The sequence below is a fragment of the Micromonospora sp. NPDC005324 genome (genome assembly GCF_040607155.1).
Lineage (GTDB): Bacteria > Actinomycetota > Actinomycetes > Mycobacteriales > Micromonosporaceae > Micromonospora > Micromonospora trifolii.
Window position 1 is genome coordinate 1 of sequence record NZ_JBEXGE010000072.1, and the last position, 14,480, is coordinate 14,480.

Here is a 14,480-nt window from a genome sequence, read left to right on the forward strand (position 1 = left end):
GGCGGGCTCGTCGGCTGGCTCGTCAACACGGTGGCCAGCGCGATCCTCGGGCTGATCGTCGGAGCGCTGGTCGTGGTGGTCATGACTCTCACGCTTCACCGCCGTAAATCCAAGGCTGCGGCTGCGGCGGGCCCGACTCGTACTGACGGCACCATCCCCGCCCCGCCGAGCCGTGCAGCTCGGCGTCGCGACGCTCCCGCGGACCAAGCGCCGCGCGGATGAACGCGAAATCACCGCAACTCGACCACGCGGGCAGGCGTTCCGGTGCCGAATCGCGCTCAACCCGGCTGAGCTGCGCGGGTTGTCCCGGGCCGGCCTGCGGCCCATCGTGCTCTTCCTGGCCGCGGCGTCGCGGACCGTTCCTTGACACCGAAGGAATACTGATTCAACACCGGTATCGCCGGATCAGCAGGTCAACGGCTCGTTTACCGGCGGGCGCCGAGGAGACCGACTGGCCGCAGATCCTCGCCCGGTACGACGCCCTTGTCGCGCTGACCGGGGACCCTGTCCGAGCTTGACGGCGACCTGCCCGCCGCCGCCTCGGCGTGCGACGCGGCTGCCCGCCGGGCCACGAACGTCGTCGAGCGCGACCACCTGGTCCGTCAGGCGGCCCGCGCGCGGGCCGCTGGGCTCATCTCGTTGGCGGCCCGGCTGATCCTCTCGCCGGTGACCTCTGGCCCCCGGCGCCACCAACCCGTCGAGGTTCCCGCCAACGGGGTGCCGTGCGGCGGCCGTGGTCGGTTCAGGCCGGGCTGAGGGAGGGCTGGTCGGCGGCGATGCGGTCCGCGTCGAGCACTGTCGAAAGCCGGTGGCCGATCCTCACGACGGCACCGTCGGTCGCCCGTTGGGTGACGCATTCGTGCAGCGCCGCCTCGGTCAACCCGTCCACCTGCGCGGTCGCCTCGTCGAGCAGCAGTACGTCGGGGGTGCGCAACAGTGCGTGGGCGAGCGCGATCCGCTGTCGCTGGCCGCCGGAGACGTCCGTCATGGCGATGCGGTGGAGGTTTCTCGCCGGTGTCTCCCATCGCTGCTCGAGCCGGCGTCCAATTTTCGCCGGCACATCGGCAGTGAAGTCTGACCGGTGATACGCCGCCGTGGCACTACAGCCCGGTTGTGCTGGTGGTTGGACCGCTGGGTCGTCAGCGGGGTTACAACCAGTTACGTTGCTTGAACGCCCAGTGCAGTGCCGCGCCGGCGGCAACCATGAGTGCCAGGGCGAACGGGTAGCCGATGCGCCAGTGGAGTTCAGGCATGTGGTCGAAGTTCATGCCGTACACCGCGGCGACCAGTGATGGTGCGAAGAAGATCGCGGCCCAAGCCGAGATCCTCTTGACCTGCTCACTTTGGGCGTAGCTTGCTTCGGTGAGCCGCTGCACCTTCTCGTTCTGGATGTGGGCTGCGTTGGTGGCCTTGATGGTCAGGATGCTCTGGTAGAACTCGATGACACCCTGCAGGTACTCGCGCTCGCCGTCGGCGATGCGCCGCACCCGGACGAACTGGTCGGTGCTGTCGTCGACCAGCGGCTTGTCGACGTCGGGCAGGCCGACGAGTGTTGCCATGCGACCGTAGATGGCACCGCCGAGCGCACCCATGGTGCGGACGGCGAGCAGTCCGTGCCGGGCGCGGAAAAGCTCATTGAGGAAGGACTCCGCATTGCCGACGTTGCCGCCGGTGACCTGTTGTTCAAGGCGCCACACGTCTGCGGTGACCTGTTCGACGTAGTCCTCCTGATTGCGGGTCAGTGCGGCGACGATGGCGTGCGACAACGCGAATGGGCTGGCCGGTTGCAGTCGGCCCTTGGTGATGCGAGCGAGGACCGCGCGCGTTTCTCGTGCTGCCGTCGCAGCCGCCACGGCGGGGTTGACCGGCCCGTGCACAGTGACGAGGTAGTTGCGGCCGATGAACTGGTCGAGTTCGAGGTAGTGGACGTGGCCGCGATCGCCCCCTTCCGGGGCGTGCAGGATCACGAAGATATGGTCCGCGTAGGCGTGCATTTTGGGGACGCGGTTGCGTTCGAGTGCGTCTTTGACCGCCAGCGGGTGGAAGTGGAAGACCTCGGACAGCACCTGCATGGCGCCGGCGTCGCCAGCGGGCATGTCGACCCACAGGAAACCATCGGTGCGGTTGAGTAGGTCCGCGATGTCGTCCACCCGATGGCTTTCGAGACCTGTCTTGGTGATCATCCGTACGTCCACTCTGCCAGCATGCGACACCCTCGGCGGGATAGGCTCGATATTGACGCCTTCTTAACGTCGTGGTGGTGCGCTGAGCCGGGGCGAACACGCGGGCGGCAGTTACGGTCGATTTGGCTCGCGCAACTCGCGGGTGACGATATTTACCACCACGATGCGGCTGGGGCTTCGGGAGGTCCGTGGTGTCTGCGAGTGCGCCCCGTTGCAGACGTGAGCCGCGTAGCTCGGTCTGGATTGGTTTCATGTCGGCAGGTGCAGATGTTGTAGGTCCTCTGGGATCGGTAGGTCCGGCCGGTAGACCAGAAGCGGGGGTTGGCCGTCGGTGTCGGCTCGGGCGGCGGGAGCATCGGCCAGCGAGAACTGGTCCCGGAGCCGGCCGAAGAAGTCGTCGACGTCCGCGACGATGAGCTTCGCGCGGCGTCGGGCGGGGTAGACGGCGACCCAGTCGCCGGGGTCGAGGATTCCGTGTACGCGTCCGTCGACGACGACGGCGACCTGACCCGATTTCGGGAGTACCTGCACGCTTACGGGTTCGTCCGGGGCGGTGACCATGCTGCGGTTGAACGCCATGTGCGGGGCGACCGGGGTGAACACGAGTGCATGGAGGCGCGGCGAGAGGACCGGACCACCTGCGGCGAAGGAGTACGCGGTGGAGCCGGTCGGTGAGGCGACCATGACGCCGTCGGCGGAGTAGGTGGCGAAGAGCCGCCCGGACAGGTACACCGCGACGCTGGTCTGCCGGTCTCGGCCGAGTTTTTCGAACACGACGTCGTTGAGGGCGCTCAGGCCCAACGGGACACCCCAGCCCACCTGGTCGGGTGTAGCCGGGCGGGGGAGGGGCGGGACGGGATCGGGGCCGCGGCCGTAGCGCAGCAGAGTCTGCAGCTCCGGTGGGACCTGCAGCGGGCGCGACGCCCGCAGGGTGAGCAGCATGCGCTCCTGGATGGGTGCGCGTCCGGTCAGGGCGGCGGCCAACACCCTCGGCAGGTCCGTCGCGGCAAACGGGGTGAGGAAGCCGACCCGGCCGGCCTTCACCCCGAGAACGGGTGCGTCGGCCTCGACGGCGACGGCCAGTCCGCGCAGGAGGGTTCCGTCGCCGCCGATCGTGACGACGAGCTGCGGTAGCTGCGTCATGCCGGCCAGCATGTCGGCGGGGCTCTGCTCGTCTTGCCAGACATCCAGGGCCTGCGACGCCGCGCCGTGCTCGGCGCAGATTCGCGACACCATGTCCGCCGTCTCGGCGGCCTGCGGCCTGGTCGGGTGTACGACGACGGCAACGAGCATCCGAGCCCCCCACGTACTTTCAGCTATCGACTTCATCTGACGGTGAACAACGCAGCAATACTCTAAGTACGGGGCTCATGGCGAGGGGTGAGGTATCCGTCGTCACCGACGCCGGCCTCTGTGTCGCGTTCAACCCGACGGCCCGCTCGCTGAGCCGCCAGAGGCGCTGCACCGCCGCTGCGTCAGTCACGAGCGGTGCCGGAATCGCAGTCATGCAACCCTCGTAATAGGCACAGTTGACCGGCGCCTCGCCGGTGGCCGCACGCAGCACCGCCTGCATCCCGTCGATCACTGGGACACCAGTGCGGCCATAAACACTGAGGAGCCGCGTTGCCACCACGCCCGGGTGAACATTGACGACGGTCACTTCGGCACCGGACCAGTCAGCCAGCGCCACCCCGAACATGGTCAGCGCCAGCTTGGCCTGCGCGTACGCGGTCACCGGCGCGTATCGCCCGGTGCGGTTGAGATCACTGCAGGGCAAGTTGCCCATCCGGTGCAGGCAAGACGACACGTTGACCACACGCGCGCCGTCCTTGTTGCGTAGCGCCGGCAGCAGCGACCTTGTCAACAGGTACGGTGCGAGGTAGTTGACCTGCCACGACAGTTCGTTGCCGTCAACCGACTCTGCCCTGTGCGCAGCGCCAACCATTGCCGCGTTGTTGATGAGCAACTGCAGCCCGAGGACTCGGCAACCACCGCGTCAGCGAGTGCACGCACCTGCGACAGCTGTGCGAAGTCCGCGATCAGCGGCTGGACCGGCGCCGACGCCGCGACGGCGTCGAGGAGCCGCCGCGTGGCGTCGTGGCCCTCGGTCTCGGTCCTGGCGTGCAGCAGCACGTGCCAGCCGCGGGCCGCCAACGCACGCGCGACCTCGAAACCGATGCCGCTGCTGGCCCCCGTCACCAGAGCAGTCCGGGAGACCTCGTTCATCTGGCTCCTCAACGCCGGTCTGCTGTCACCTGTTGGGTTGGCGCTCTCTTCGACGAGAAGAAAGCCGCGGCGGGTTCGAAGCCGAACCGGCCCGAACCCGCCGCGTAACGGGGTGGAAGCGCCGAGAACGGTTAGCGACATGCGCTGCCCGGATGGGGGCGGCGGTGCCCTGTCTGGACCGCACCGGCCGCCCGTCCCCTACGGCGGGGCTCGCACAAGCCCGCCGGGGTGCGCCACGCCAATCTGCCCACCTTCGTTTCTTCCACCTCGGCCGGGAGTCGTCCTTCCGACGACGACGAGCACAACCCACAACGGGTGTGAGCCACAAGGCTCTTCACGCCGCTGATACGGAGGGCGGCCGGGAATTGACGCCGCCGATACGCCAACCTGCCGTAAGTGACCGCCGGTTCCCGAAACGAAGCCGTTCCTGCGGCGGATCGTGCCGGCCGATGCGCGCATTGCGGGGCTGGCACCAACGGCTCGCCTGACTGTGTAGGCCGCACATAGGGATGCCTTGTGTCCGAGCGGTGAGGACGGCCGCCGCCGTTGTCGTCATTCACGACGCATGGCGGCTAGGTTTCCCGGCGCTCCGGACCAACCGGAACAGCGAGGTGCCAACCTCGGAGAAGCCGGGGGTCGAGCGGCTGTCGTTATGGCCGCGTCAAGAATCGGACCGCGGTCGTAACGGGTGCGTGAAAGCCGTCGACGATTGCAGGCCAGGCGGACTGAGATGGCGCCAGGTGGACTCAACGGACGGGTCCGCACGGTCGCCGGAGGCCTGCCATGGCGGTGGATCACCATCTGTGGAAAGCAAGGGGCGCGCAGCAGACGCCGACGGGCGTCAGCGTCGCGATCGGCTGGACGGCGATGATCGCCGCGTCCCTTGTGGCGGCGGCGCTGTTCTCGCGCTCGGAGATGCCGGGGCGGGTGCTCGTTGTCGCTCTGGCGGCCGGTGCCTTTGCGGCGATGGTCCCTGACTTGCGCGCCGTGGCAGCGGTTACCGGTTTGGCCATGGCCACGTTCGTCGGGTTCCTGGCGAACCAGTTTGGCGAGCTGACCGGCGGCGACGGTGCCTGGTCGTACGCCGTGGTGATCGGCTTCGGCGGGGTTCTCGGGATCGGCTACCGGGTCATGCGGCAGGTACCGCAGGCGCGACGCGCGCATTCAGCACCGCTGCAGGTGGTGGAGGAACGCCCCTTGCCTGATGGACGTGATGTGGCGGTCGCGCCGCCGGAAGACGCCTTCGACGGCCGTCGTGCGGCTTGAGCCCTGGGGTTCGGCGAGCAGGCCGGGGCTTTCGCAGTATCGCAGCGCCTGGCAGTTCACAGCGGCCGCGGCGGCCAACTGGCCACTGCGCGGCGGGCAGCACACGCGCCCTAGACACCACTGCTCAGCGTGCGCATTGAGGTGGTCATGGCCTCACCCCGGAGTATGGGTGAAGGTAAGTCAGCGGAACCCCGCCTCCGCCGCTGCCCCGGACTCATGCCGCCTGGGCAGCGGCAACCCGGCGATTTTGCTGTAGAACCGGTGGATCTCGTTGACCACGCGCTCGAACGTATCCAGGTCGATGGGCTTCGTGGCGTAGGCGTTGGCGTGGGCGCTGTAACTGCCCAGCACGTCCGCGTCGACGGCTGAGGTGGTGAACACCACTACCGGAATCACCTTGAACACCTCGTCAGCATTGACCGCGGCGACGAACTCCCGGCCGTTCATGAGGGGCATGTTCAGGTCGAGCGTGATCAGATCTGGCCGCGGAGCACGGCATCGGCGCCTTGGCGGCGCAGGAACGCCAACGCCTCGACCCCATCCGGGACGTGATGAAGCAGGCGGCCGCCGTGGGCTTGACCCTGACGCTGCGTCAACCCCTCATGCTCGCTGCCATGAGCATCCCACCAACAGCAGATCGGGTCGAGCAGACCGCGATATGTGTGCGAGGTCTGGAAAAGTCGTTCAAGGGTGTGACGGTGTTGCGTGGCGTGGACATCGATGTGGCGCGGAGCAGCATCTTTGCCCTGCTCGGCTCGAACGGGGCGGGCAAGACCACGGTAGTGAAGATCCTTGCGACGCTGCTCAAGGCCGACGCGGGAACCGCCCGAGTCAATGGTTTCGATGTCGCGACCCAAGCCGCCGACGTCCGCGAGTCCATCAGTCTCACCGGCCAGTTCGCGGCGGTCGACGAGATCCTCACCGGGCGGGAGAACCTGGTCCTGGTAGCCCGGCTGCGTCACCTTAAGCAGCCCGGTGTGATCGCGGACGACCTGCTGAGGCGCTTCTCGTTGACCGAGGCGGCGAACCGGAGGGTGGCGACGTACTCCGGTGGGATGCGTCGCCGTCTGGACATCGCGATGAGTCTGATCGGGAATCCACCGGTCATCTTCCTTGACGAGCCGACGACCGGTCTGGACCCGGAGGCGCGCATTGAGGTGTGGCAGGCCGTCAAGGAACTCGCCGAGGGCGGCACGACCGTGCTGCTCACGACCCAGTACCTCGATGAGGCAGAGCAGCTCGCTGACCGGATCGCGATCCTGCACGAGGGTCGGATCATCGTGAATGGCACCCTCCATGAGCTCAAGCAGCTCCTCCCGCCCGCTGAGGTCACGTACGTCGAGAAGCAGCCCACGCTCGAGGACGTCTTCCTCACCCTCGTAGGTGCCAGGAAGGACAGGGAACAGGGATGAACAAGCACTTTTTCGGCGACACCGCCGTCCTGCTGGGGCGTTCGCTGCGCCACATCGCTCGCAGCCCGGACACGATCATCACCACCGCGGTCATGCCGATCGCCTTCATGCTGCTGTTCGTCTACGTCTTCGGCGGCGCGATCGAGACCGGGACCGACTCGTACGTGAACTATCTGCTGCCCGGCATTCTGCTCATCACGATCGCTTCGGGCATCTCATACACGGCGTTCCGGCTCTTCATGGACCTGCAGGGCGGCATCTTCGAGCGGTTCCAGTCCATGCCGATCGCGCGTTCCTCGGTCCTGTGGGCGCACGTGCTGACCTCGCTGGTCGCCAACGCGATCTCGCTCGTGGTGGTTGTCGGCGTCGCCCTCGTCATGGGCTTCCGCTCGGGCGCCGGGGTGCTGGCGTGGCTCGCGGTCGCCGGCATCCTGCTCCTGTTCACTCTGGCGTTGACCTGGCTCGCCGTGGTCCCCGGCCTCACCGCGAAATCCGTGGACGGCGCGGGCGCGTTCTCGTACCCGTTGGTCTTCCTGCCGTTCGTCAGCTCGGCCTTCGTGCCCACCGACACCATGCCCGGTCCGGTCCGCGCGTTCGCCGAGCACCAGCCGGTGACCTCCATCGTCAACGCGATCCGAGACCTTTTCGCGCAGAAGCCGGTCGGTGCGGGCACCTGAACCGCCCTCGCGTGGTGCGTCGGCATCCTGGTCGTCGCCTACCTGTTCGCCACCCTCACCTACCGTCGCAGGATCTCGTGAGCTGGCGTACCGGACCGGGTGAGTGAGAGCAGGATTCAGGGCATGCTGACGATCGGTCAACTGGCCGCGTACGCGGGCGTCACGGTGCGAGCGGTGCGGCACTACCACCAGATCGGACTACTGCCCGAGCCGGAACGCGACGCGTCGGGCTACCGCCGCTATGGCGCCTCGGCGGTCGTGTCCCTGATCAAGATCCGCACCCTCGCCGACGCCGGTGTCCCGCTGTCGCAGATCAGCCGGTTGCTCGACGCCGACGCGGCGGCCTTCGCCGAGGCGGTGCGGCGGATCGACGACCGCCTGTGCGAGGACATCGAGCGGCTGGAGACCAGCCGCAGGCAGATCGGGCAGCTCACCGCGGGGGACAGTCTCGCGCTCCCGCTGGAGGTGGTCGGGTACCTCGATCGGCTTCGCGACATCGGGGTGTCGACGCGGCTGGTGGAGGCCGAACGGGACGGGTGGATCCTGGTCGCGGCTCGCTGGCCCGATCACCTCGTCGAGTGGATGCCCGCGAAACTCGCGCAACTTGACGATCCGCAGGTCGTGCGGCTCTACCTGGTCCTGTCGGAGATCTTCGACAGCGACCCGGGCGAGGAGGCGTTGTTGGAGGAAGCTGCCGACATCATGGCCGCCCTCGCCGAGCAGGCGTACCGCTCCGGTGACGTTCCCGCCGAGGAGGACATGCAGGGCGACCTGCCGGACCTGCTGGACGCGCTCGCCGTCGAGACCGACCCGCGGGCGGAGCGACTGCGGGATCTGATGCGCGCCCGGGGCTGGTCTGGTTGGACCCGAATGGAACGGCTGGTTGAGCCGACCGACTGACCTGCGAACGTCGCCTCGCGGCGGTTGGGCCGGCACTCCGTTGCATCATCGCGTGGGCGACACCACATTGAGCCAGAGTGGTGGCTTTCTGAGCCAGTCGGTGCCAGAATGGCACCATGCGGGTGTTCGCCGCGATGCCCGGCGCGGGGCGCGACGGACGTTCCGGCGACGGCCGGAAGCACGATGCCCTGGCCGCGACCATCGCGACCTGCTCAAGTCGCAGTACCCGCCGCCTTGTCGGCAGTCCGCGACAGGCGTACGTCGCGGCAGTTCACCCTCGTTGACAGGAGCTCGCCCCATGTTCGCCAGATTCGGACGCACCATCGTCCTCAATCCTTGGAAAGTGATCGCGGTATGGCTCGTGCTGCTCGTCGGCTCGTTCTTCGCGCCGGCCCTCGCTGATCAGGTCAGTACCGATCAGGCCAGCTTCCTGCCCTCCCGCTACGAGTCCGTGCAGGCCCAGCAGGTGGCAGAGCGCGCCTTCAGCCAGGGCGACGGGGCGAGCGCCACCATCGTCGTCAAGCGCATCGACGGGCAGCCTCTCGGCGCCGCCGACACCGAGCGCGTGGGCCAACTCGCGCAGACCATTCAGGGCGCCGGCATCGACCGGGTCGCCGCCGCCGTCACGGGGCCGCAGGCCGTCTCGCCGAACAAACTGGTGCAGCTGGTCAACATCTCGCTCAACGGCCCACCGGCCGATCCCGTGCTCGGTGAGGCCGTCGTGTCGATCCGCGATCGGGCGCAGCCCGCCTTGCAGGGCTCCGGTCTGTCGTACGCGGTGACCGGAGATGTCGCGCTCATTGTCGACAACCAGGATGCGTTCGACACGGCTCTGCTGGTCGTCAGCATCGTGACCCTGGCCCTGGTCGTCGGCCTACTCCTGGTCATCTACCGCAGCCCGGTCGCGGCCTTCCTGCCGGTCATGGTCGTGGGCGTGGTGTCGGCGGTGTCGAGCGCGGTCATCAGCCTGTTCGTCAAGGCGTTCGGCATGCAGGTCGACCAGTCACTGTTGACCATCCTCACCGTGGTGCTCTACGGCGTGGGCACCGACTACATCGTGTTCCTGCTGTTCCGCTACCGCGAACGGCTACGGGCCGGTGACGCCCCGAAGAATGCGCTCACCACGGCGGTCGGCCGGGTCGGTGAGGTGATCGCGTCGGCTGCCGCGGCGATCGTGATCGCGTTCGGCGCACTTCTGCTGGCGGTGTTCGGCGGCTTCCGGAGTCTCGGCCCTGGCCTTGCCATTGGGGTGGTCGTCATGGCGATCGCCGCGGTCACGCTGGTGCCGGCCATCGTCTCGCTCATCGGCCCCAAGGTGTTCTGGCCGTCGAAGTCCTGGCAGCGCGCTCCTCGGGGCAGCGTGTTCCAACGCCTCGGCCGGTTTACCGGACGCCGACCCGCGCTGGTTGCCCTGGCCTCGGGTGCAGTCATGGTCGCCCTGGCGCTGGGCGTGTTCGGCCTGAAGGTCGACTACGACCAGGTCGCGCAGCTCCCCGCCAACACGGAGTCGGCGCGCGCCCTGGACGACCTGAAGGCTGGTTTCCCCGCCGGCGCCCTCAACCCGACCACCGTCTATGTTCGCGCCGACAACAACCAGCGCCTCGACCCGACGGCACTCACCAGCTACGCACAATCACTGGCACAGGTGCCCGGGGTCGGGAGCCTGATGCCCGGACCCGACGGAAATCCCGCCACCATGAGCTCGGACGGCACCGTCGCTCAGATCAACCTGCTGTTGAACACCAGCCCGTATGCCAATGCCGCGCTCGACCTCGCCGGTGACGACCTGCGGCAGGTGGCCCACGCCCAAGCCCCGGCCGGGACGACCGCGCTGGTCGGCGGCGTCAGCTCGGTCTTCGCCGACATCCGCGACGCGAACACCCGCGACCTGTGGGTGATCTTCCCGGTGGCCGGGGTGCTGATCGCCGTGATCCTGGGACTGCTCCTGCGCAGCCTCGTCGCCCCGGTGTACCTCATGATCGCGGTCGGCCTCGGCTTCATGGCGACGCTCGGCGCGACCGTCCTAGCCTTCCAGGGCATCGGCGGTCGGTCCGGCTTGTCGTTCTCCCTGCCGATCATCCTGTACCTCTTCGTCGTCGCGATCGGCACCGACTACAACATCCTCATGATCGCCCGGCTACGCGAGGAGGCACGCGCCGGCAACGACCCCCGCACCTCGGCAGCCTTGGCGATCCAGCACGCCGGACCGTCGGTGGCCGCCGCCGGTCTGATCCTCGCCGGCACGTTCACCTCGATGCTCTTCGCCGGGGTGTCGTTCCTGACCGAGATGGGCTTCGCGGTCTCAGTGGGAATCGTGCTGTCCGCGTTCGTCATGTCCCTGTTCCTCGTCCCCGGCCTCACCGCGATGCTCGGCCACGCCGCCTGGTGGCCGGGCCACGGTGACGCCACCCGCTCCGACCGACCGGCGGAGACGAGCCCGGCCATCGCATCGGAGGCCGCGCGAGCCCAATGAACGACCGTGGCGCGTGGTGGGTGGGGCTGTTGCCCTGCCCCATCGCGTTCCCCCAGGCCGCACACATGCGGCCGCCAGGCCACGACAAATGCCATGCCGACCGCTATCGGTAGCGTCAGAAGATCGCAGGCGATCGTTTGATCGTCCCGGGGCCGGGAAGGAAAGTCGCGGTGGAAGCGGGAGCCGACTGACGGCATGACCGTCAGTCGGCGGCCCTGCCGTCGGGAGGCCGGTGGCCCTGGTCAGCCGCCGACGTGGATGCCGGGTCGGCGAGCGGGGTCGGGTTCGGCCTTGCGGATGATCTCCCGCACGACCGGCGGGGTGTCGCCCCGTCCGAGGATGAGGTAGCGCAGCAGATGCGCGATGGGGTTGCCCTCGGACCATTCGAAGTGCGCGTGGGGGCGTAGGCCGGTGGCGTCGCGCAGGGCCAGCAGGATCGCCGCGATGGCGTTCGGCGCTGCCGGGCTCTGCGCCCGTAGCACGCGGTAGCCGTCTACCTCGACCCCGCGGACCCGCAGCACGTCGCTGAACTCGGACGGGTCGATGACCTGGATCTCCAGGAACATCACGTCGGCGGCGCCAGGTACCGGGTTCATCCCGCGCTGCGCGCGTTCCTTCGCGCGGTACTCAGCGCTCGTCCCGGAGTGCGGGCGGTGCGCGACGACGTCGAGGCGGCCGTCGAACTCGATGGAGTCGACGATGAACCGGCGCGCGGGCTCGTCGAACTCGATCCGCTCGGCCCGCAGCTCGGTCGTGCGGGAGACGCGGGAGATCAGCGATACCGCGATGATGCCGGCGATGAACAGGCCGGAGATGGTGATCCCGTCCGGCTTCTCGATCACGTTCTCCACCAGCGCGTACAGCAGCACCAGCGTCAGTGCGGCGAACCCGGTGGTGGCCCGGCGCTGGCGGCGGCGCAGCGCCGAGATCGTCACCGCGACCGCGCCGGAGACCATCATCGCCAGGATCCCGGTGGCGTAGGCACCGGCTTGGGCGTTGACGTCGGCCCCGAACGCCACGGTGATGCCGATGCTGATCACCGTGTAGACGATTACCACCGGCCGCACCGCCCGGCCCCATTCGGGTGCCATCCCGTAGGAGGGCAGGTAACGCGGCACGATATTGATCAGACCGGCCATCGCGGAGGCGCCCGCGAACCACAGGATCAGCACACTGCTGATGTCGTAGACGGTGCCGAAGCCCTCGCCGAGGTACTGGTGGGCCACATAGGCCAAGGCCCGACCGCTGGCGTCGCCACCGGGCTTGAACTCCTCGGCGGGGATCAGCACCGTCGTGACGAACGTGGTTGTCAGCAGGTAGCCGGACATGATCAGCGCGGCGGTGGTGAGCAGCTTTCGGGTGTTGCGGATCCGGGCGTCGAGCCGCGCCTTGGCGTCGTCGCCGTCGCTGTCGACCAGCGGCATCATGCTCACGCCGGTCTCGAAGCCGGACAGGCCCAGCACCAGCAGCGGGAACGCCAGCACCGCGGGGCCGAGCACGTCGCCGACGCCGCCGCTGCCGGCGGTCAGGGCGCCGATCCAGTCCGAGAGCAGCGCCGGGTCGCCGATCACCTCGACCAGTCCGACGGCCACGATCACCGCGTTCAGCAGTAGGAACACCGCGACCAGAGGGATGGCGACTCCGACTGCCTCGCTGAAGCCGAGTAGGAACACCGCGCCCAGGATCAGCAGCAACACCACAGTGACGAGCACTGCGGCGCCCTGCCCGTGGGGGAAGCCCTGCGGCAGGATCGGATTTTCCAGCAGGTGCACGGTCGCGTCCGCTGACGACAGGGTGATCGTGATGATCCACGAGGTCGCCACGAAACCCAGCAGGACCAGCACGAACACCTTGCCCCGCCAGAACGGCAGAAGCTTCTCCAGCATCGCCACCGACCCCTGCCCGTGAGGGCTCTCGCGAGCCACCCGCCGGTACATCGGCAGCACCCCGAAGAGGGTCAGTGCGACGATCAGGAGCGTGGCCAGCGGCGACAGGGCGCCAGCGGCCAGGGCCGCGATGCCGGGCAGGTAGGACAGGGTGGAGAAGTAGTCCACTCCGGTCAGGCACATCACCTTCCACCACGAGTGCGGCGTGGCGTGCGACTCGCCGGCCTCAGGACCGGCGGGTTGCACCTGATGTCTGAGCAGCCACCGCACCAGTGTCCCTGCTGGCCGAGCGGGAGCCGACGGAGTGTCCACACACTCGGGCATCACCAGGCCACCCGCAACGGGTTCGCCGCCGTTCACCCGGGAATCCTGACCCGCGTCGCGCTGCCCATCGCTGCCTGGGCGTGCGTCCGTGTCGGCTTCCTGCCCGTTGACCATCCCGACTCCATCCCTGTCCACGCGTGAGCGTCGCCACCGCGTCCCGCCGAGCTTGCGCACCGTGTCCGGTCCCGAGCAGCGCAGAGCCTACCTACCCACCCTGCCCAACCAATCCCGCATCTCCAGGTTGCCGACCGGATGACCGCCGCAACGCCCAGCCTTTTACCCCGAGAAAGGCGCCACCATACGGTGGCAACCGATCACCCTCGACCTCGCCGAACACCTGCACGAGCACGCCCGCGCCCGCGGCGCGGTCCTGCTCACTGACCCACTGCTCCGCAACCGTGCCGGCCAACCGATCACGAGCCGCCGCTACGACCACCTGTGGAAACGCCTCGGCGAGCGCCTGCCGTGGGTCGCCGTGCACGGCGTATCCACACACTGGCTACGCCACACCACGCTCACCTGGGTGGAACGCCACTTCGGCTACGGCATCGCCCGCGCCTACGCCGGCCACACCGACAGCCCCGGATCCTCCACCACCACCTACATCAAAGCCGACCTCCACGACGTGGCCAACGCGCTGTCAGCCATGACCGGCCAACCCCATCCGCTGGCCCGGGGCCTGTCTCGTTAAGGGTGTTTCCGGCGATCTTGGTTAGTAGGTTTCAGCGGGTGGGAAGCGGTCGTTGAAGGTGATGGCGAAGGCGTTCAACGCGGGTTTCCAGCGCGTCGTCCATCGGGTTCGTCCTGTGCCGGTGGGGTCCAGGGATCGGGTCACCAGGTACAGACACTTCAACGCGGCCTGCTCGTTGGGGAAGTGGCCGCGGGCTTTGACGGCCCGTCGGTAGCGGGCGTTGAGCGACTCGATGGCGTTGGTGGAGCAGATGACGGTGCGGATCTCGAGGTCGTAGAGCCTGTCGCAGAATGACGATGGCTGGGTGGAGCAGGCTGGCTTGATCGGACCGCCGGCCAGGGCCGACGCCGGGCTGGTGCGTCAGGCTGCTGCGGTGTGGATTTTGCGGATGTTGTAAGCGGCGGCTGCGAGGTTCAGTTCGCTTCGGGCGGCCGCGATTCCT

General features: G+C 68.2%; 12 protein-coding genes and 3 pseudogenes. 7 read left to right on the forward strand and 8 right to left on the reverse strand.

Annotated elements, in window-relative coordinates; genetic code table 11:
- Window positions 1-222, forward strand: a pseudogene (locus tag ABZS40_RS35260) (DUF808 domain-containing protein); the annotation flags it as partial.
- A gap of 520 nt (window positions 223-742) precedes the next feature.
- Here ABZS40_RS35260 and ABZS40_RS35265 read toward each other — a convergent pair.
- The 5 genes from ABZS40_RS35265 to ABZS40_RS35285 form a co-directional block, all read right to left on the reverse strand.
- Entirely contained in the window at window positions 743-988 is a 246-nt protein-coding gene (locus ABZS40_RS35265) for an ATP-binding cassette domain-containing protein (protein ID WP_354948903.1), read from the reverse strand.
- 160 nt (window positions 989-1,148) lie between these two features.
- Window positions 1,149-2,183, reverse strand: coding sequence for a magnesium transporter CorA family protein (locus ABZS40_RS35270; protein ID WP_354948905.1), 1,035 nt, complete (start codon window positions 2,181-2,183; stop codon window positions 1,149-1,151).
- Window positions 2,184-2,432: 249 nt separating this feature from the next.
- The gene (locus ABZS40_RS35275) at window positions 2,433-3,476 is read right to left on the reverse strand and encodes an NAD(+)/NADH kinase (protein ID WP_354948907.1); all 1,044 of its coding nucleotides are present in this window, start codon (window positions 3,474-3,476) and stop codon (window positions 2,433-2,435) included.
- A 19-nt stretch (window positions 3,477-3,495) separates the two neighbouring features.
- Window positions 3,496-4,149 carry an SDR family NAD(P)-dependent oxidoreductase gene (locus ABZS40_RS35280; RefSeq protein ID WP_354948909.1) on the reverse strand — a complete coding sequence of 218 codons (654 nt, stop codon included), beginning with the start codon at window positions 4,147-4,149 and terminating at the stop codon, window positions 3,496-3,498.
- Window positions 4,044-4,550 carry an SDR family NAD(P)-dependent oxidoreductase gene (locus ABZS40_RS35285; RefSeq protein ID WP_354948911.1) on the reverse strand — a complete coding sequence of 169 codons (507 nt, stop codon included), beginning with the start codon at window positions 4,548-4,550 and terminating at the stop codon, window positions 4,044-4,046. Before ABZS40_RS35285 ends, ABZS40_RS35280 begins: the two co-directional genes overlap by 106 nt.
- A 642-nt stretch (window positions 4,551-5,192) precedes the next feature.
- Here ABZS40_RS35285 and ABZS40_RS35290 point away from each other — a divergent pair.
- Complete coding sequence (locus tag ABZS40_RS35290; RefSeq protein ID WP_354948913.1) at window positions 5,193-5,675, forward strand: hypothetical protein; 483 nt, start codon at window positions 5,193-5,195, stop codon at window positions 5,673-5,675.
- Window positions 5,676-5,855: 180 nt separating this feature from the next.
- On the opposite strand, the gene ABZS40_RS35295 is transcribed toward ABZS40_RS35290, so the two are convergent.
- Window positions 5,856-6,122 (reverse strand): hypothetical protein, encoded by a 267-nt coding sequence (locus tag ABZS40_RS35295; protein WP_354948915.1) that lies wholly within the window; start codon window positions 6,120-6,122, stop codon window positions 5,856-5,858.
- 155 nt (window positions 6,123-6,277) lie between these two features.
- On the opposite strand from ABZS40_RS35295, the gene ABZS40_RS35300 reads away from it, so the two are divergent.
- The 4 genes and pseudogenes from ABZS40_RS35300 to ABZS40_RS35315 all read left to right on the forward strand — a co-directional run bounded on the left by ABZS40_RS35300 (window position 6,278) and on the right by ABZS40_RS35315 (window position 11,137).
- Window positions 6,278-7,087 (forward strand): ATP-binding cassette domain-containing protein, encoded by an 810-nt coding sequence (locus tag ABZS40_RS35300; protein WP_354948923.1) that lies wholly within the window; start codon window positions 6,278-6,280, stop codon window positions 7,085-7,087.
- Window positions 7,084-7,761 (forward strand): annotated as a pseudogene (locus ABZS40_RS35305) (ABC transporter permease); the annotation flags it as partial. The gene ABZS40_RS35300 and the pseudogene ABZS40_RS35305, both read left to right, overlap by 4 nt.
- A 126-nt stretch (window positions 7,762-7,887) precedes the next feature.
- Window positions 7,888-8,664 (forward strand): MerR family transcriptional regulator, encoded by a 777-nt coding sequence (locus ABZS40_RS35310; protein ID WP_354948917.1) that lies wholly within the window; start codon window positions 7,888-7,890, stop codon window positions 8,662-8,664.
- A 343-nt stretch (window positions 8,665-9,007) separates the two neighbouring features.
- Window positions 9,008-11,137, forward strand: coding sequence for an MMPL family transporter (locus ABZS40_RS35315; protein WP_354948919.1), 2,130 nt, complete (start codon window positions 9,008-9,010; stop codon window positions 11,135-11,137).
- A gap of 242 nt (window positions 11,138-11,379) precedes the next feature.
- Here the strand turns inward: ABZS40_RS35315 and ABZS40_RS35320 are convergent, their stop codons facing one another.
- Window positions 11,380-13,347 carry an amino acid transporter gene (locus ABZS40_RS35320; RefSeq protein ID WP_354948925.1) on the reverse strand — a complete coding sequence of 656 codons (1,968 nt, stop codon included), beginning with the start codon at window positions 13,345-13,347 and terminating at the stop codon, window positions 11,380-11,382.
- Window positions 13,348-13,822: 475 nt separating this feature from the next.
- Here ABZS40_RS35320 and ABZS40_RS35325 point away from each other — a divergent pair, with 475 nt between their 5' ends.
- Entirely contained in the window at window positions 13,823-14,038 is a 216-nt protein-coding gene (locus tag ABZS40_RS35325) for a hypothetical protein (protein ID WP_354948921.1), read from the forward strand.
- A gap of 21 nt (window positions 14,039-14,059) precedes the next feature.
- Here the strand turns inward: ABZS40_RS35325 and ABZS40_RS35330 are convergent.
- Window positions 14,060-14,314 (reverse strand): annotated as a pseudogene (locus ABZS40_RS35330) (transposase); the annotation flags it as partial.
- Window positions 14,315-14,480: the final 166 nt, after the last annotated feature.